An 18389-nucleotide genomic window follows, 5' to 3' on the forward strand; every position below is an offset into this window, starting at 1 on the left:
GTCGACTCGTCGGCAATCGGGCAGGGCGCGCAGTGGGCTGTGCGCCCGGGTTTCGATCAGTTGTCGTGCAACAGCGTCCAGTTGCCGTTCTTGACCACGATCAACTCGCGACCGCGTTCGTCGAAGCCGCTGTGGTCTTGCAGCGTCATGTTGTAAACACCCTGGGTGCCGGCCAGTTCATGGCTTTGCTCGAGTGCATCACGCAGGGCCGCACGAAACTCGGGGGTGCCTGGCGCCGCTTTCTTCGCCGCAATCGGGATCGCCTGCTGCAGCAGCAGGCCGGCGTCGAAGGTGTTGCCGCCGAAGGTCGCCGGTTTGCTGCCGTTGAGCTTTTCGTAGGCGGCGGTGTAGTCGCTGGCGATCTTCTTCGACGGGTGACTGTCCGGGATCTCATCGAGTACCAGCATCAGGCTGGCGGCCAGGACGGTGCCCTCGACTTTTTTGCCGCCCAGCTTGAGGAAGTCTGGCAGTGCCGCGCCGTGGGTCTGGTAGACCTGGCCGCGATAGCCCTGGTCGAACAGCGTGGTCTGCGGCATCACGGCCGAGCTGCCCGGCGCTGCGACCAGCACCGCGTCGGGACGGCTGGCGAGCACTTTCAGGCTCTGGCCGGTGACCGAAGTGTCCTGGCGCTGGAAGCGCTCGTTGGCGACCACCTTGATGTTCTGCGCCGCTGCCAGGCCGGCCATGACCTTGGCCCAGTTTTCGCCATACGGGTCGCCGGTGCCGATGAAGCCGAGGGTCTTCACGCCTTTTCTGGCCATGTGTTCGAACAGTGCCTTGGCGATCAGGTCATCGTTCTGCGTGGTCTTGAACACCCATTTCTTCTGCTCGGTCATGGGCAATACCACCGCTGCGGTGCCCACCGGCGCCAATAACGGCACGCCTGCCTCGGCGGCGAACTGGATCACGCCCATGGCGTTGGGCGAACCGCTCGGGCCGATGATCGCATCGACATTTTCTTCGTCGATCAGTTTCTTCAGCGCCTTAACCGTCGCGGTCGGATCGCTCGCGTCATCCAGGGAAATGTACTTCACCACCTGGTCGCCGGCCTGGGTCGGCAGCAAGGGCACGGTGTTTTTCTGTGGCAGCCCGACCAGCGCGATCGGCCCGGTGGAGGAGGTAATGACACCGACTTTCACTTCCGCCTGCGCGGCGGCGGCGCAGGCGGCACTCAACAACAACGTGGACACGGCTTTTCTGAAAAGCATGACTTTCTCCGAAGAGTTGCAACGCTGCAAAAGGCTAATGGCCGGCCGCCCCGACCACCACGTGGTGCGAGTACGGCCCAAGGTACGGCCCTGTTTTTTTTTGGCGAACCGCTGTGGCACCCGGGGTCTGTTACCGAGCCATCCGGGTGCCGGTCGACCATGAGCGATCGGTCGAGGGCGATGAGGGCAAAAGCAGATTGCATGCCAGAAATTTTTTCGTGCATGGCGCAAGGCCGCTACTTCGATCTCCGCTACGCACGGTTCGCAGCAGCCTGGCCTGGACATTCTGACGGTGTGTCGGAGGGCCATCAGAGGGGCCGCTGAAATCGGCAGCACGCCATACCGAACAAGGCTTTGATCTGGATCATGGAAGCCTCAAAAAGGCAGAAAAATAGCGACAATAAACACTAAAAAAATGATGATTTTTTAGGTGTTTTTCAGGGGTTGTTTTTGCTCGGATTATTTTTTGTAAATGGTTTTTGGCAGACGATCCGCTTCGGATATTTTTCCAGATGTTTCGCTGTGACAGGCATGTAGAAATAGGCTTAAAATCATGTTTTATAACAATAAAATGTAAAAAATACGGATTATTAAGGCTTTTTTCAGGTGTTACCAAAGTGCACGCCATTGGGGCGGTACGGGAAAATATGCACCGAAAATACACACTCTTTTATTTGGTAAAATTCAATTGACATTTCACGTAAATATTACGATTTTAGATTTAAGCATTTGCCCCGGCCTTCATGCCGAGGTCATCCATCCCGGTGACACATAACGAGCAGGTAAAGAGCATGTCGATCGTTGTCGAGGATTTAGCCTTAGGAGGGAGCGGCCTTTCGGTCATGGTGAAAGACACCATCGATATCGCTGGCTACCCGACCCGCGCTTCAAGCAGCGCACTGGCCGATGCTCCGGCAGCCGGCGAACATGCCCAGGTGGTCCGGGCGCTCCTGGACGCGGGCTGCCGGATCAGCGGCAAAACCAGCCTGCATGAGTTGGCGTTCGGCACTACCGGCCTCAACGCCTGGACGGGCACTGCAGCCAATCCGCGTTACCCGGGCTATATACCGGGCGGCTCTTCCAGTGGTTCGGCGGCCGCGGTGGCGGCGGGACTTTGCGACTTCGCATTGGGCACCGATACCGGAGGTTCGGTACGGATTCCAGCGGCGTGCTGTGGTGTCTACGGCCTCAAGCCGACCTTCGGCCGTGTCAGCCGCAAGGGTGTCATGCCAGCGCACAGCACCCTCGATTGTGTCGGGCCGCTGGCACGGGATATGGAATGCCTGATCGACGCGATGCATGCCATCGACCCGACGTTCAAGGCGGTATCGGTGCCGGAAAATCTGTCCATCGGCGTCGTCGCCGTACACGCCGACGAACACATCCGTGCGGTGGTGAGCCAGGCCCTGGGTCGTTCGCGCTTCGCGCTGGTCGAGCAATCGCTGCCCGGCATGTCGGCGGCGTATGGCGCGGGAATGGCGATCATCAACGCCGAAACCTGGGCCGCGTGTGGCCATCTTCTGCAAACCGGTCGGGTGGGCAACGATGTCGCCGACCGTCTGCGCGCGGCCAGCCTGACCTCTGCCGAGGCTGTAGAAGAGGCCGAAATCATCCGTCGCGCGTTTACCGCAGAAGTGGACGCAGCCCTGGCCATCACCCCGATCCTGGCCCTGCCGACCATGCCCGATTTTCCGTTGCTGGTCGCCGATGCGGCCGACACTCGCGCCGCCCTGGGCATGACCTCCCTGGTGCGCGCTTTCAATCTGTCCGGTCACCCGGCTCTGAGCATTCCTCTGGAAAGCGCTTCGGGACTTCCGGTCGGCCTTCAACTCATTGCCGCCCATGGCGCGGACGAACTGCTGTGCGCAGTCGCCCGCGAGCTGGTCCGGCGCCTGGAAGAGTAATCGTCATGCTTACTGTGGAGAAACCCATGACTGCGCCAAGCGAGCTGCATCAACAGCGCCGCGTGCCGATCACGGCCAATGAAGCCTTTCAGAAACTGCTGGGCGAGATTCGTGCGCGTGCCCGCAGCGAAGAATTCGACCAACAGAAATTCATCTCGCAGGATGTCATCGAACAGTTCCGCGAGCTCGGCGTCTATCGGGCCCTGGTGCCCAAGCGGTTTGGCGGTGACGAGCGTTCGCCGGCCGAGTTTTGCCAGATGGTGGAAGACATCTCCATCGCCGACGGGTCCGCCGGTTGGGTCGCCAGCTTCGGCATGAGCCCGGTTTACCTGGCGGCGCTGCCACTGGAAACCATCAAGAAAATTTATGCCGACTCGCCTGACGTGGTATTCGCCGGCGGGATCTTCCCGCCGCAGCCGGCGTCCTTTGTCGACGGTGGCCTGGAGGTCAACGGCCGCTGGAAATTTTCCAGCGGTTGCATGGGGGCGTCGCTGATCGGCGTGGGCATCAGCCCGAAAAACGGCGAGATGCTCGGCCTGCCACGGCTGGCAGTGATGCCTCGGGAAAAAGTACGGATCGAGGAAACCTGGAACGTCGTCGGCCTGGTCGGCACCGGCAGCCATGACGTCGTCGTCGAAGGCGTGGTGGTACCGGAGGAGTGGACCTTCGTCCGCGGTGGTCCGTCGAATCTTGACGAACCGTTCTTCCGCTATCCGTCACTGTCGTTCGCCACCCAGGTGTTGTCGGTGGTCGGCCTGGGCGTTGCCCGCGCGGCACTCGATGAGTTGAGCGGCATGGCCAGTGGACGAATCTCCGTGACCGGTGCGCCGTCGTTGTCCGACCGGCCGCTGGCCCAGGTCGAGATGGCCAAGGCCGAAGCGTCGCTGCGCGCTGCGCGTTCGTGGTTCTACCAAGCCATCGACGATGCCTGGGACAGCGTGCTGGCCGGCGTTCCGGTGAGCGTCGAACAGACCAACATGCTGCGCTTGTCTTCGACCCACGCCACACGCGTCGCGGCCGATGTCGCGCGCACCGCGCAAATGCTCTCGGGCATGAGCGGGGTCTACCGCACCAGCCCTCTGTCGCGCTTCGTCAACGACACCCAAGTCATTACACAGCACGCCTTCATGGGCGATATGACCTACCAGAACGCCGGCGCAATCTTCTTCGGCAATAAGCCGCTGCCGGGCTACCTGTAATTTTTTCCTACTGATTGGTGAATCCCATGACTGATAAAAAAGCGTTGCGCGTCCTGTTCTGCATCGGCATCAACCAGAATTTCTTCGATGCTCCACGTCCCGAAGCGCTCGAAGTCTGGGCCGCGTTCGGCGCCATGTGGAACGGCATCGCCGACCTGCCGGGCGTCACTGTGCTGGGCAACATGGACGACGATCAGAGCATGGTCGGCCCGTCCGCCGGCTGGCCCTGGACCACGTACCTGTTGGCCGATGTGCCAGACATCGAGACCGTCCACGCCGCCTGCAATCTGTTTCGCACCACAGAGGTCGGCGATGGCCCTTACAAACTCTGGAAGTATTGCAAGGTCGAGGCCCGTACCGGTCGCGAACTGATCATCCAGCGCTGAGTCGAGAGAAGTCGCCATGTCATCACAAGAACATTTGCGCGCGCTGGAGCAGCGGCTCGAACAGCTGGAAAGCGAGAACGCGATCCGCGCCTGCATGAACCGCTACATGGTGCTGTGCGATGAGCTTGGCGTGGATTCGCCACTCGAGGAGCTGGCCGGTTTGTTTACTGCGCAGGCGGTCTGGGAAGGCAAGGGCGCCAGGTACCAGAACAGCTTCGGCGGTTACCAGGGGCGCGAGGCGATCAAAGCGATGTTTGCCACCTACATGGTCGAACCGGCGCATTTTTCGCTGAACGTGCACTTCCTGACCTCGGAACTTATCCGGGTCACTGGCGATACCGCACAGGCCAGCTGGGTGATGTTGCAGACCTCGACCTTTGCCTCGGGTGCCTCGCACCTCAACAGTGCCCGCCTGACCGTGCGGTTCGCGCAGGAACAGGGGCAGTGGCGCATGGCGCACTTTCAGACCGAGAACCTGTTCAGCCGTCCGGTTGACACCTGGAACAGCGCCGCGCACTTGCCCGTACCCGGCCAGTCCGGCCAGTCCTGAACGGTACTGAACAGCAACGCCCAGAATTCTTAGAGTCGGCGAGCCATGCCGACGAGGAGTGATCGTGAATAACCTGATAAACACCGTAACCCTGGACGCCAGTCCGTCCGACCTGGTCCTGCATGACCGCGTCCACACGTCGTTGTACACCGACGGCAAGATCTTCGATCAGGAGCTGGACAAGATTTTCTACAGCACCTGGATCTGGGTCGCCCATGCCAGCGAGATCCCCGAGTCCGGCAGCTACAAGAGCACCTACATCGGCAAACAGCCGGTGATCGTGGTGCGCGACCGCAAGAAAGACGTGCATGTGTTGCTCAACCGCTGCCGCCATCGTGGCGCAACGGTGTGTGAACACAAGAAGGGCAAGACCAACAGTTTCGTCTGCCCTTATCACGGCTGGAGCTATGCCCTCGACGGCAGCCTGCGCGGTGTGCCGCACCCGGAAAGCTACGCCGATTGCCTGGACAAGGCCGAGCTGCCCTTGGTCAGCCTGCGTGTCGAGCAGTACAACGGCATGATCTTCGCCACCTTCAAGGATGACATCGAGCCCCTCGTCGACTTCCTCGGCCCGGCAAAGAAGTGGATCGACCTGTTCATGAAGCAGGGTGCCGGTTACCCGGTCAAGGTGGGTGGCGAGCATCGTTTCCGCTTCCCCGGCAACTGGAAAATCCAGCTGGAAAACACCACCGACGCCTATCACTTCCCGCTGGTACACAAGTCGTTCCTGTCGTCGGTGGATGAGCAGACCCTGGAGTTGTTCGATTTCGTCAAGGGGCCGGGCTATGTCGAAGACCTCGGCAACGGCCACAGCGTGATGGTGATGATCCCCGACCTGGTCGATCTGGAAGCCAACCTCGACCTGCCGATCCCGGAGCGTTTCGAAGACCTGGCCGTGCAGCTGCGCGCGGAAGGCCAGGACGAACAAGCGGTACGCCGCATCGTGCGTGCGGTCGGCGGTTCGGGCTTCAACCTCAACCTGTTCCCGAACATCGCCTGTTCCATGGCGTTCTTCCGGGTGCTGCAACCGATCGCGGTCAACGAAACCGAGATCCATCACGCGGTGATCACCATGGACGGCGGCCCGGCCGTGGCCAACCGTTATCGCCTGCGCCTGCATGAGCACTTCCAGGGCCCGATGGGTTTTGGCACCCCGGACGATTCCGAAGCCTGGGAGCGCGTGCAACGCGGTGCCAGCGCCGGCACCGATCTGTGGATCATGCTCAACCGCGGCTTGCCGGGTGAACGAGCGTCCGAAGACGGGCTGGTGAGCGATGTGAGCGCCGAGACCGGCATGCGCGCTGGCTACCAGCAGTGGAAAAAGATGATGTCGGCCTGAGTCGACGGAGAACACCATGATTAATCTGCAATTGCTCAACCAGGTCAGCGCTTTCATCTGGCAGGAAGCGGACATGCTCGACCACGGCGATTTCGTCGAATGGCTGGATCTGTGGACCGCGAACGCGACCTACATCATCCCGATCGATCCGCTGGAAACCGATTTCGAGAACACCCTGAACTACGCCTACGACGATCACCACATGCGTCAGTTGCGCGTGACCCGCCTGACCAGTGGCGAGTCGATTTCGACCACCCCGCGGGCACGCACCGTGCGCAGTCAGTCGCGCTTTCGCCTGTTGTCGGATGCAGACGGGGTGGTCACCGTGCGGTGCGCGCAGAACCTGCGCGAGTTCCGCAAGGATGTGCTCAAGCAGTACACCGCCGATGTCACGTTTGAACTGGTGCGCAGCGGTGACAGTTTCAAGATTCAGCGCAAGCTGATTCAGCTGATCAACTCCACCGATACCCTCGCCGGTATCGGCTACATCCTCTGAGGACGTTGCCATGACACAGGTTGCATTGGTCACCGGCGCGGCCCAGGGGCTGGGCAAGAGCATCGCCGAACAACTGTTGAACGCCGGCTACCGGGTGGTCGTCAGCGACCGTTCGTTGGAGTCGGCACAGGCCACCGCCGCCGAACTCGACGGCACGGGCGAGCGGGTGCTGGCGCTCAAGCTCGACGTCTCGAGTAAGGCCGATTTCGAAGACGCGCTGGCGGCCGTCGTGGCGCATTGGGGCGAGTTGCAGGTGGTGGTGAACAACGCCGCGATGACCATGACCACACCGGTGATGCAGATCAGCCCGGAAGAGTTCGACCGTGTCGTGAGCGTCAACCAGCGCGGCACCTTTGTCGGCTGCCAGGTGTTCGGCAGCTACCTGGCGACCCGCGGTTACGGGAGGATCATCAACATGGCTTCCCTGGCCGGGCAGAACGGCGGCACCGCGACCGGCGCGCATTACGCCGCGTCCAAGGGCGCCATCATCACCTTGACCAAGATCTTTGCCAAGGAACTGGCGGCGTCCGGTGTCACGGTCAACGCCATCGCCCCAGGCCCTATCGAGTCACCGGCGGTGCGCGCCGCCGTGCCGCCCGAGCGCCTGGAAAAACTGATCGAGGCGATCCCGGTCAGGCAATTGGGCAACGCCGCGTTCATCGGCAAGCTGATCGTGCAACTGGCCAGTGAAGACGCCTACTTCACCACCGGGGCGACCTGGGATGTGAACGGCGGGATCTTCATGCGCTGAAGTTTTACGGATTGGAAAAGCAGCGGGGGCGCGCAGATGCGCTCCCTTACAACACATTCGGGATGGCCTGTATGAGCGATCAATTATTGAAAGTCGTCGTGCGCAAGCGCGAAGAGCAGGGCGAAGGAGTCGTCGTACTGGATCTGCGCGATCCGTCGGGACAGCCTTTGCCCGCCTTCGAGGCGGGCGCGCATGTCGATATCCACCTCAAGACCGGGCTGGTTCGCCAGTATTCGCTGTGTGGTAACCCGGCCAACGCCGACGCCTACCGCTTGGGCGTACTCAAGGATCCCGCCTCGCGCGGCGGTTCGGTGGCGGTGCATGAATTACTGCAGGAAGGTCGCGAGATCGAGATCAGCCTGCCGCGCAATCATTTTCCGTTGGCGAGCGATGCCCGCCGCTCGATCCTGATCGGCGGCGGTATCGGTATCACCCCGATGGTCGCCATGGCCTACGCGCTGAATGCCCGCGACAGTGATTTCGAACTGCATTATTGCGGCCGTTCGCGTAGCCGCAGCGCCTTTCTCGAAGAGCTGGACAGCGCTGCGTTCGCTTCGCGGTTGCGCACGCATTTCGACGACGAAGCAGCCGAACAGAAACTCGACCTGCACGCCGTGCTGGGCACCGCGCAGGCCGGCGTGCATGTGTATGTCTGCGGACCGGCCGGTTTCATGGACTGGGTCATTGCCCAGGCCCTGGCAGCGGGGTACGCCGACGATCATGTGCACCGCGAATACTTCCAGGTCGAAGTCGACGCCTCGGGCGCCGGTTTCGAAGTGGTTGCCCGGCGCAGCGGCAAGACCGTACAGGTTGCCGAGGGCCAGAGCATCGTCGAGGCGCTGACTGCCGTGGGCATCAAGATTGAAGTGTCCTGTGAGCAGGGCGTTTGCGGCACCTGCTTGTGCGACGTCATCGAAGGCGAACCGGATCATCGCGACGTCTATCTCACGGATGACGAAAAATCCGCCAATGACCAGATTCTGGTGTGCTGTTCCCGGGCCAAGTCCAAGAAACTGGTGCTGGATATCTGATAGACCGGAGGGTAAGACCATGGTCGATACAACTGGATTTCGTAACTCAATGGCAATGCTTGGTGGCGCGGTTTCGGTCATCACCACCGATGGCCCCGCGGGTCGTTTCGGCTTTACCGCGTCTGCGGTGTGCAGCGTGACCGACCAGCCGCCGACGTTGTTGGTGTGCATGAATCGCTCGTCGTTTTCCAATGTGCATTTCAAGAGCAACGGCGTGCTCAGCGTGAACGTGCTGACCCCGGGTCACCAGGAGGTGTCGGGGGCGTTCTCCAACCGCCATCTCGATACCGAGCAGCGTTTTTCCTGCGCCTCCTGGAGCACCCTGGAAAGCGGTGCGCCGCTGCTGGATGAGGCACTGGTCAGTTTCGACTGCCGAATCGCCCAGGCTCATGAAGTGGGATCGCACACGATTTTCTATTGCGAAGTGCTGGGTATTCGTAATGGCGAAAGCGAGGAAGGCCTGGTGTATTTCAATCGCGCCTACCACCGGTTGGGAGATGCCTCCAAAGCAACTTCCTGAACCTGTCGTTATCCGGGAAATACCGATAAGACTTTCCAATATCGTTGAGTTTGATAATAACTAGAAAGCGGTTGTCGCTGTTTTGGCGAATGGCTGTGTTACGACTTTTTTGCAGTAAGTGGTTATAAAAACAATACTGCGGATTGACTGCCAAAGTTGCACTTTTGCTGAATTGATCTGCTTCCACTAGCCGTGCCTTTGTGCATGTAAAAAAGAAGGAAAGTTTGATGTTTCAGAAGAGCTGGGTAAGCCGCGGCGTCGCCACTGCGGCGGTGATGGGGATCTTCACACCGGTGGTTGCGCATGCCGACTTCGTCGACGACAGCCAGGTCAGCCTGGGGATGCGCAACTTCTATATCGACCGCGATTTCAAACAGCATGACGCCCCGCAATCACGGGTCGGCAGTTGGACCCAAGGCTTCGATTTTCGCGCAATCTCGGGTTACACCGAGGGCACGCTGCAGTTTGGCCTGGACCTCTCGGCGCAGTACGCCTATCGCCTGGACGGCGGCGGTGGCCGTGGGCCGGACACCATCATTCCGTACGACACCAGCAAGGGCGAGCAAGTCCGGGACTATGGCCGGGCGGCGCTGACCGGGAAGGTTCGTTACAACAAGACCGAGCTGAAGATCGGTGAGCTGCGTCCGACGTTGCCGGTGGCTTACATCGACGACTCGCGGCAATTGATCACCACCTATCACGGGGTGCAGATCGAATCCAAAGAAGTCGACAAGCTGACGCTGACCGGTGGCCGTTTTACCGAAATCAGTTCCCGGGAGTCTTCCAATACCGAAAAGATGTACTTGTTCAATGGGCCCAACATTAAACGTCGCAGTGACGGCCTGAACTTCGGTGGCGCCACCTATGCGTTTACCCCGAACTTGTCCGGTACGTATTTTTTCGGTCAGCTGGAGGATATCTATAAACAACACTATCTGGGCTTGACCTACAACCATGACCTGGGTGCCGGTTACGGCTTGAAGACAGACCTTCGTTACTTCAATAACAGTGAAGACGGCAAGGCACTGTATGGCGATATCGACAACAAGTCCTACGGGGTCATGACCACGTTGAAGAAGGGGGCTCATGCCATCGGTGTCGGCTACCAGCGCATGCTTGGCGAATCGACATTCCCGACGCTCAACGGCTATGCGCCGCAGCCTTACCTGGTGAACTGGTCGACAGTGGCGTTCGTCAAGCCGAACGAAAGCTCCTGGCAACTGCGTTATGACTACAACTTCGCGGGCATCGGTTTGCCAGGGTTGAAATTGATGACGCGTTACATGCGCGGCACCGGTGTCGACCGGGGCAGCAATGCCCTCGACCAGAACGTCGAAAGCGAACGCAACATCGTGCTCGGTTATGTGGTGCAAAGCGGAGCGCTCAAGGACGTGGGTTTCGAATGGCGCCGCATCGACGTCAAGACGCGCTATGGCAATGGCAATGCGTCGGGACCGGACTATCAGGAAAACCGCCTGGTCACCACATACACCTGGAAGTTCTGAAGTCCCCCGTGAGCCCTTCGCGGCTTGCGGGTCTGCCCGCGCATCCGGGCAATGTCGATGTTCACTGTTTTTCCTTGGCCCGGGGCGCTCCTCCCGGGCTTTTTTTCGCAGCGGTTTTTAGCCCGCCCTTCAAGGATTGCCTATGCGTCGTTTCTATACCGGCTCCGACTTGAATCGTGTGCACAGCATTGCCGAACTGGCCGACATGGCCCGGCGACGCTTGCCTTACTTTGCCTGGGAATACCTCAGCGGCGGTGCGGAGGCTGAACTGACGCTCAAGGATAATCTCGACGCGTTCAGTGCTTATGGCTTGCACGCCAGAGCCATGGTGCCGTGCCATGTCCCCGACACTTCCCGGGTCTTGCTCGGCCGGGTGTTGCCCTTGCCGATGCTGATCGGGCCGACGGGCTACAACGGCCTGCTGCACCGCGATGCCGACATTCACCTGGCCCGGGCGGCGACAGCGCGTGGTTTGCCTTTCAGCCTGAGTACCGCGTCCAACACCTCGCTGGAAGACCTTGTCGCGGCGGTGCCCGGCGTCGACCTGTGGTTCCAGCTGTACGCCATGCGCGATCCGCGGGTGCAGAACGATTTGCTGCAGCGGGCCGCCGCCGTCGGTTGCCGGACCCTGGTGTTGACCTGTGATGCGATGGTGCTGGGCAATCGCGAATGGGATCGGCGCAACTTCGCCAGGCCGCGGCAGCTGGCATGGCGCAACAAGTTCGACGTGCTCCGCCACCCGCGCTGGCTCAAGCAGGTGATGTGGCCATCCGGGCTGCCGGGCATGGGCAACCTCGAACCGTACTTGCCTCCGGCGGAGCGTAATCCCCTGGGATCGATGGCGTTTATCGGCAAGCAGATGGATACCTTGCTCGACTGGGACATGCTGGCGCGTTTGCGTGACCGATGGGGCGAGCGACTATTGCTCAAGGGCGTGTTGCATCCGGCGGATGTGGAGCGCGCCATCGCCCTGGGGCTCGACGGTGTGGTGGTGTCCAACCACGGCGGCCGCCAATTGGACGGCGCCCTCGGCAGTCTCGACGCACTGGCGGCCATCGCCCCGCAGGCACAGGGCAAGCTCAGCCTGCTGCTCGACGGCGGGATCCGGCGTGGCAGCGATATCGTCAAGGCGCTCGCCCTGGGGGTCGATGCCGTGTTGCTGGGGCGTTCCACGCTTTACGGTGTCGCGGTGGCGGGTGAAGCCGGCGTCGGCAAGGCGCTGGACGTGTTGACGGATGAACTGGCGCTGACCATGAACCTGATGGGCTGCACCCACCTCAACCACCTCGACCGCGACAGCGTGTTCGCGCGTCGACGCGCATAACCCCCTGTAGGCGCTGGCTTGCCAGCGAAAGCGGAGAGTCAGGCGAAGCAGATGTTGAATGTACTGGCCTCTTCGCTGGCAAGCCAGCTCCTACAGGGTTCGGCGGTGCCAGCCCCTCGCGTGAACACCGCAAACCCCCTGTAGGCGCTGGCTTGCCAGCGAAAGCGGAGTGTCAGGCGAAGCAGATGTTGAATGTACCGGCCTCTTCGCTGGCAAGCCAGCTCCTACAGGGTTCGGCGGTGCCAGCCCCTCGCGTGAACACCGCAAACCCCCTGTAGGCGCTGGCTTGCCAGCGAAAGCGGAGTGTCAGGCGAAGCAGATGTTGAATGTACCGGCCTCTTCGCTGGCAAGCCAGCTCCTACAGGGTTCGGCGGTGCCAGCCCCTCGCGTGAACACCGCAAACCCTCTGTAGGAGCTGGCTTGCCAGCGAAAGCGGAGTGTCAGGCGAAGCAGATGTTGAATGTGCCGGCCTCTTCGCTGGCAAGCCAGCTCCTACAGGGTTCGGTGGTGCCAGCCCCCTCGCGTGAACACCGCAAACCCCCTGTAGGAGCTGGCTTGCCAGCGAAAGCGGAGTGTCAGGCGATGTAGATGTTGAATGTACCGGCCTCTTCGCTGGCAAGCCAGCTCCTACAGGGTTCGGCGGTGCCTGCGCCCTCGCGTGAACACCGAAAACCCCTGTAGGAGCTGGCTTGCCAGCGAAAGCGGAGTGTCAGGCGAAGCAGATGTTGAATGTACTGGCCTCTTCGCTGGCAAGCCCGCTCCTACGAGGATCGTGGTCGCACACGACCAGGTGATTGCGTTGCAGAATCGGAATGACACTTGCGCGTTTCGGGCAGTGGGGCGCCGGGGCCGTTGCTAGGATCGAAGCTCTTCTACAGCCATGCCACACCTGACGGGCTTGCTGCCCGGTATCCGCACTTCGATATGCGCACCCGGGGTAAAGCCGGCCGGATATTGCGTAAATACGCGAACCGGGCATCAGGCGCGGAGTAGGGCAAAAGCGACATACCCAGCCCAAAATTAATTTGACATATGTTATTTGTGATCACATATTGGAGCCATAAGAACGTCCAATGTGAGCCCTTCCTCATGACAGATCGCCCAATCCTCCTGCCCACCATGCGTCAGGTTTCCCGCGACACCCTGCAGGATCAGGTCTACCGCCAGATCCGTGAAGCGCTGATGAGCGGCCGCTTCCAGCCAGGCCAGAAACTGACCATCCGCGGTCTTGCCGAGGCGCTGGGTTCCAGCCCGATGCCGGTGCGCGAAGCACTCAATCGACTCAGCGCAGAGAACGCCTTCGAAGTCACCGAGACCTCCCGCCTGCGTGTGCGCATGATGACCCCCGAACGACTGCGCGAGATCCGCGACGCCCGGGTTGCGCTCGAAGGCCTGTTGGCCGAGAAGGCCGTCATCCTGCTCAACGACGCCGACCTTAAAGACATCAGCCACCTGTGCGACCAGATGCAGCAAGCCGCCGACAGCGTCGATGTGGCCCGCTACCTGTGGACTAACTTCGCCTTCCACCGGCGCATCTATGCAGTGGCCAAAGCTGACCTGACCATCGCCGCCGTGGAGAATTTCTGGCTGCACATGGGCCCCTGCTTTGCGCTTGTCGCACCGGACAAAGCGCACCTGCAGCGCTCGATGGAAGCGCACAACCGCATCGTCGAGGCCCTGGCCGCGCGTGACGGGGCTGCGGCCCGGGCGGCAGTCACCGACGACATCATGCAGGCGGCCGACTCCCTGGCACGCCTGATCGACAAGGGCGACCGGTCACGGTCGCCGGTTTCTGGAGTAAAGAAAGCATGAGCGTTCTCAATCGACTGATTCCCTACACCGGCCTGCGGGTGCTGATCTCTGGCGGCGCGGCCGGGATCGGTGAAGTGCTGGCAGCGGCTTACATGGAGGCGGGTGCAAAAGTGCATGTGTGTGATGTCAGCGAAGCCGCCATTGCAGCATTCCGCGACCGTTACCCGGACAGCGTTGCCACCCGTGCCGATGTGGGTGACCCGGCGCAGATTGAGGCGGTATTCAAGGTTCAGCGCGAACAGTTCGGTGGCCTCGATGTCCTGGTCAATAACGCCGGGATCGCCGGGCCGACCGCCGGGATCGATGCGGTCACCGACGAGGAATGGCAGCGCACCATCGACATCAACCTCACGGCGCAATACCGCTTTGCCCATCACGCGGTGCCGCTGCTCAAAGCGTCACCCAACGCACATCTGATCCACATCGCGTCGGTGGCCGGCCGCCTGGGTTACGCCTGGCGCACGCCGTATGCCGCGACCAAGTGGGCCATCGTCGGCCTGATGAAATCCCTGGCATCCGAGTTGGGTGAAAGCGACATCCGCGTCAACGCCTTGCTGCCCGGCATCGTCGAAGGCCCGCGCATGGACGGGGTGATTCGCGCCCGCGCCGAGCAGATGAACGTGCCAGAAGCGCAGATGCGTGGGGAGTACCTGAAAAAGATCTCGCTCAAACGCATGGTCACCGCCGAGGACGTTGCCGCCATGGCGCTGTTCCTGTGTTCGCCCGCCGCACGCAACGTGACCGGCCAGGCCATCAGCGTCGATGGCAACGTCGAGTACCTCTAAGCGTCTCGACTTCGGTTACAACAACGGCCGGACATAATCCGCGTCGAGTGACCCCAATAACTTTCTCGCCAAGAACAAGAACGGAGAACACTCATGTCCAAAAATCGCCCGATCATCATTACCTGCGCCGTCACTGGCGCCATCCATACGCCGTCGATGTCGCCGCACTTGCCAATCACCCCGCAGGAAATTGCCGACGCCGCCATTGGTGCCGCCGAGGCCGGCGCCTCGATTGTGCACCTGCATGCCCGCGATCCAATCGATGGGCGGCCGAGTCAGGATGTCGACCTGTTTCGTCAGTTCCTGCCGCAGATCAAGGCCAAGAGTGACGTGGTGATCAACATCACCACCGGCGGTGCGCCGACCATGGGCGTGGAAGAACGCCTGCAGCCTGTGGCACAACTCAAGCCGGAACTGGCGTCGCTGAACATGGGATCGATGAACTTCGGGCTGTACGAAATGCTCGATCGTTTCACCGAATTCAAGCACGACTGGGAGCGGCCATACCTGGCCGAGAGCGACGACCGGATCTTCCGCAATACCTTCCGCGACATCGCTCACATTCTCAACGCCTGTGCCGAGAACCGTACCCGTTTTGAAATTGAATGCTACGACATCGGCCATCTGTACACCGCCGCACACTTCCTGCAGCGCGGGTTGCTCAAGGCGCCGATTTTCATTCAGTCGGTGTTCGGTCTGCGCGGCGGCATCGGTGGACATCCCGAGGACCTGGCGCACATGCGCCGTACGGCCGACCGCCTGTTCGGCGACGCGTACCAGTGGTCGATTCTCGGTGCCGGCCGCAATCAGATTCCGCTGGGCACCATGGGCCTGTCGATGGGCAGCCATGTACGCGTCGGCCTTGAGGATTCGCTGTGGGACGGGCCCGGCAAACTGGCCGCGTCCAATGCCGATCAGGTCAAGCGCATTCGCACGGTGATCGAAGCCCTGGGCGGGCGCGTGGCGACGCCGGATGAGGCGCGGGAAATGCTCGATCTCAAGGGCAAGGACCAGGTCGATTTTTAATAGCGTTGTCATGATGGCGCCGGCCTGGGTGGTCGGCGCCTGGTGTTGACAACGAAACCTGTCCTCTTCATAAAAACAGTCAGCTCAGCTTTTTTTTGCTCACGGCGGCCAGCGTTGCCGGGGCTTCTCTACAGCTGTAGCTGCAAGAGGTTTGCGCGATGACAATAACAAGAACCATCGGAACACCTGATACCCCCCGAGACTCGGCGACGCTGAACAAGTTGATGTTCGTCAAGCTGATGCCGTTGCTGATTGCGGCCTACGTGCTGAGCTTTCTTGACCGGACCAACATCGCGTTGGCCAAGCATCAACTGGATATCGACCTGGGCATTTCCGCTGCCGCCTACGGGCTGGGAGCCGGGCTGTTCTTTCTCACCTACGCACTGTCGGAAGTGCCCAGCAACCTGATCATGCACAAGGTCGGCGCGCGGTTCTGGATTGCGCGAATCATGGTCACCTGGGGTTTGATCTCGGCGGCGATGGCGTTCGTCCAGGGCGAAACGTCGTTCTACGTGTTGCGCCTGCTGCTGGGCATCGCCGAAGCGGGGCTGTTCCCTGGCGTCATGCTGTACCTGACATACTGGTTCGGCCGCGAACAACGGGCGCGGGCCACCGGTTATTTTCTGTTGGGCGTGTGTTTCGCCAACATCATCGGCGGGCCACTGGGTGCCGCGCTCATGCAACTGGACGGTGTGTGGGGCTGGCGTGGTTGGCAGTGGATGTTCATGCTCGAGGGCCTGCCGGCGGTGTTCTTCGCCATGGTGGTCTGGAAAAAATTGCCGGACCGTCCCAGCAAGGCGCCTTGGCTGAGCGCCGCCGAAGCCGAGCAGATCGAACGGCGGTTGGCCGCTGAATCGGAGGAGGGCGCCGGCGCCGGCGGTCACTCGTTCAAACAATGCCTGACCCCGCAGATTCTGTTGGCGATCCTGGTCTACTTCTGCCACCAGATCACGATCTACACGGTGATCTTTTTCCTGCCCGGCATCATCGGCAAATACGGCGAGCTGAGTACCTTGCAGATCGGCTTGTTGACTTCCCTGCCTTGGCTGGCGGCCGCTGCGGGCGCTATCGCACTGCCCCGATTTGCCACCACGCCGGCGCGTGCCCGGCAAATGCTGGTCGCGGGTTTGCTGACCATGGCCGCAGGCCTGGGAATCGCCTCGCTGGCGGGACCGGTGATCAGTCTGCTGGGCTTCTGCATATCGGCGGTGATGTTCTTCGTCGTGCAGTCGATCATCTTTCTCTACCCCGCTTCGCGACTCAAGGGCGCGGCGCTCGCAGGAGGGTTGGGATTCGTCAACTCGTGCGGCCTGCTGGGCGGTTTCGTCGGCCCCTCCGTGATGGGGTTGATCGAGCAAAGTACCGGCAATGCCATGAACGGCATGAAAATCGTGGCGATTATCCTGGTGCTCGCGGCGATAGCGGCATTGCGATTGCGTCAGGGCCATGAGCACAAGGTGGATAAACAACGGCTGCAAAGTCGGCGACAGCCTGTGTGAGTGCGCGCTGATAACAATGCTGCCGGTCGGGGGTGGGAGTGGTCGTGGTATCCGCGACATTTCCACCTCGGTTTCCCATCGGACTGGGCGCTGTTGAATTTGCGTTATGCCCCGGTCCTGCCATTTGAGATTCGACCCAAGATCGTGATTGGTTTATTTTTTGTTCTTAAAGCACCCTTTTTGGTGCTTTTTTCTTGTTTTTTTAAACCCGTTTGGGGTCGGTGAATCATGTTCGGGAATGAGTTCCAACTGCGAACCGTGCCGAGTATCTGGCCAGACGAATCGGCCTTGGCGCCGCTTGGCAGAAATGCGGTCCCGAAAAAAGAGACCGCAGCACAGGCCGCAGGGCTTACTCACATTCGGCCTCAGTCAACCCCAGCTACTCACGCGGATCGATCTGATTCAGCACCTGATTCGCCGTGATTTCTGCCAGCATGATGCTATTGGAAATGCCCAACAAGGCGTGACGCGACCCGCCGTCCAGATGATCCACCACGTGATGAACAATCACATCGACCGAGGCCAGCGTTTCGACCAGATAAACCATGAGGGTCTCGGTCGTCGCCTTTGGGTCGACGGTAAACAGCGTGCTGGGTGTGCGCGGGGTGGCTTTGATGTCGGCAGTCGAGGGGAAGTGAAAATCGAGGGCGTGTTCGGCAGCCTCGTTGTGTATGTTTGAATCGGGTTCGTTTGGGGATGCTGGAACGGTGTTCGGAGGATTGGGTGTGACCTTGAACATATCTTAGGTTCCTGAAGGTGTGCCAACCCCCCTGCTGCTAAACGAAGAGGGTGGCAGCTGCACGCAGGTTAGCAGACCGGTGAACCTAAGAAACCGGCGCGCCCAAGGGCGCCCTGCGCACAGCCACCATCAAAATGCAGGCAAAAAACCTGGCTGATAGGAGCGTTGCACGTCTTAGGTTATCTATGGGCTGCTAAACCCGATCACTGATGGGCAGTGACGCGAATCAAGTTACCTAGCGGCCCCAAGGCGCACAAGCCGGCGGATTCTGGCGTACCCGTAGGCAACGGCGCAAGGTGTTGTAGCTTTCAGAAG

General features: G+C 60.8%; 17 protein-coding genes. 15 read left to right on the forward strand and 2 right to left on the reverse strand.

Annotated elements, in window-relative coordinates; all coding sequences use genetic code 11:
- Positions 1–56: 56 nt before the first annotated feature.
- On the reverse strand, positions 57–1208 hold the full coding sequence (locus ELQ88_RS13290; RefSeq protein WP_138965556.1) for an ABC transporter substrate-binding protein: 1152 nt from the start codon (positions 1206–1208) through the stop codon (positions 57–59).
- Positions 1209–1999: 791 nt separating this feature from the next.
- Here ELQ88_RS13290 and ELQ88_RS13295 point away from each other — a divergent pair.
- The 15 genes from ELQ88_RS13295 to ELQ88_RS13365 all read left to right on the forward strand — a co-directional run bounded on the left by ELQ88_RS13295 (position 2000) and on the right by ELQ88_RS13365 (position 17335).
- Entirely contained in the window at positions 2000–3112 is a 1113-nt protein-coding gene (locus tag ELQ88_RS13295; RefSeq protein ID WP_138965558.1) for an amidase, read from the forward strand.
- Positions 3113–3138: 26 nt separating this feature from the next.
- Entirely contained in the window at positions 3139–4311 is a 1173-nt protein-coding gene (locus ELQ88_RS13300; RefSeq protein ID WP_138965560.1) for an acyl-CoA dehydrogenase family protein, read from the forward strand.
- Between the two features lie 26 nt (positions 4312–4337).
- Positions 4338–4697, forward strand: a complete 360-nt coding sequence (locus ELQ88_RS13305; RefSeq protein ID WP_138965562.1) for an IacB protein — start codon at positions 4338–4340, stop codon at positions 4695–4697.
- A gap of 16 nt (positions 4698–4713) precedes the next feature.
- A complete protein-coding gene (locus ELQ88_RS13310) occupies positions 4714–5247 on the forward strand; it encodes a nuclear transport factor 2 family protein (protein WP_138965564.1) in 534 nt (177 codons plus the stop codon).
- A 64-nt stretch (positions 5248–5311) separates the two neighbouring features.
- Positions 5312–6586: an aromatic ring-hydroxylating dioxygenase subunit alpha gene (locus tag ELQ88_RS13315; protein WP_138965566.1), complete on the forward strand. Its 1275-nt coding sequence runs from the start codon at positions 5312–5314 to the stop codon at positions 6584–6586.
- Positions 6587–6605: 19 nt separating this feature from the next.
- Positions 6606–7082, forward strand: a complete 477-nt coding sequence (locus ELQ88_RS13320) for an aromatic-ring-hydroxylating dioxygenase subunit beta (RefSeq protein WP_138969513.1) — start codon at positions 6606–6608, stop codon at positions 7080–7082.
- Positions 7083–7092: 10 nt separating this feature from the next.
- Positions 7093–7833, forward strand: a complete 741-nt coding sequence (locus ELQ88_RS13325) for an SDR family NAD(P)-dependent oxidoreductase (RefSeq protein ID WP_138965568.1) — start codon at positions 7093–7095, stop codon at positions 7831–7833.
- A 71-nt stretch (positions 7834–7904) separates the two neighbouring features.
- On the forward strand, positions 7905–8864 hold the full coding sequence (locus tag ELQ88_RS13330; protein ID WP_138965570.1) for a PDR/VanB family oxidoreductase: 960 nt from the start codon (positions 7905–7907) through the stop codon (positions 8862–8864).
- 19 nt (positions 8865–8883) lie between these two features.
- Complete coding sequence (locus ELQ88_RS13335) at positions 8884–9384, forward strand: flavin reductase (RefSeq protein WP_138965572.1); 501 nt, start codon at positions 8884–8886, stop codon at positions 9382–9384.
- A 227-nt stretch (positions 9385–9611) separates the two neighbouring features.
- On the forward strand, positions 9612–10889 hold the full coding sequence (locus tag ELQ88_RS13340; RefSeq protein WP_138965574.1) for an OprD family porin: 1278 nt from the start codon (positions 9612–9614) through the stop codon (positions 10887–10889).
- A 142-nt stretch (positions 10890–11031) separates the two neighbouring features.
- Entirely contained in the window at positions 11032–12213 is a 1182-nt protein-coding gene (locus ELQ88_RS13345; protein ID WP_138965576.1) for an alpha-hydroxy acid oxidase, read from the forward strand.
- 1089 nt (positions 12214–13302) lie between these two features.
- The gene (locus ELQ88_RS13350; protein WP_128869943.1) at positions 13303–14025 is read left to right on the forward strand and encodes a GntR family transcriptional regulator; all 723 of its coding nucleotides are present in this window, start codon (positions 13303–13305) and stop codon (positions 14023–14025) included.
- Positions 14022–14810, forward strand: a complete 789-nt coding sequence (locus ELQ88_RS13355; RefSeq protein WP_138965578.1) for an SDR family oxidoreductase — start codon at positions 14022–14024, stop codon at positions 14808–14810. Before ELQ88_RS13350 ends, ELQ88_RS13355 begins: the two co-directional genes overlap by 4 nt.
- Positions 14811–14903: 93 nt before the next feature.
- Complete coding sequence (locus ELQ88_RS13360; RefSeq protein ID WP_064677006.1) at positions 14904–15836, forward strand: 3-keto-5-aminohexanoate cleavage protein; 933 nt, start codon at positions 14904–14906, stop codon at positions 15834–15836.
- 158 nt (positions 15837–15994) lie between these two features.
- Positions 15995–17335 (forward strand): MFS transporter, encoded by a 1341-nt coding sequence (locus ELQ88_RS13365; protein WP_128869941.1) that lies wholly within the window; start codon positions 15995–15997, stop codon positions 17333–17335.
- 379 nt (positions 17336–17714) lie between these two features.
- Here ELQ88_RS13365 and ELQ88_RS13370 read toward each other — a convergent pair whose 3' ends face one another.
- Complete coding sequence (locus tag ELQ88_RS13370; RefSeq protein ID WP_138965580.1) at positions 17715–18074, reverse strand: hypothetical protein; 360 nt, start codon at positions 18072–18074, stop codon at positions 17715–17717.
- Positions 18075–18389 lie beyond the last annotated feature (315 nt).

The sequence above is a fragment of the Pseudomonas sp. MPC6 genome, from assembly GCF_006094435.1.
Classification (GTDB): Bacteria; Pseudomonadota; Gammaproteobacteria; order Pseudomonadales; family Pseudomonadaceae; genus Aquipseudomonas.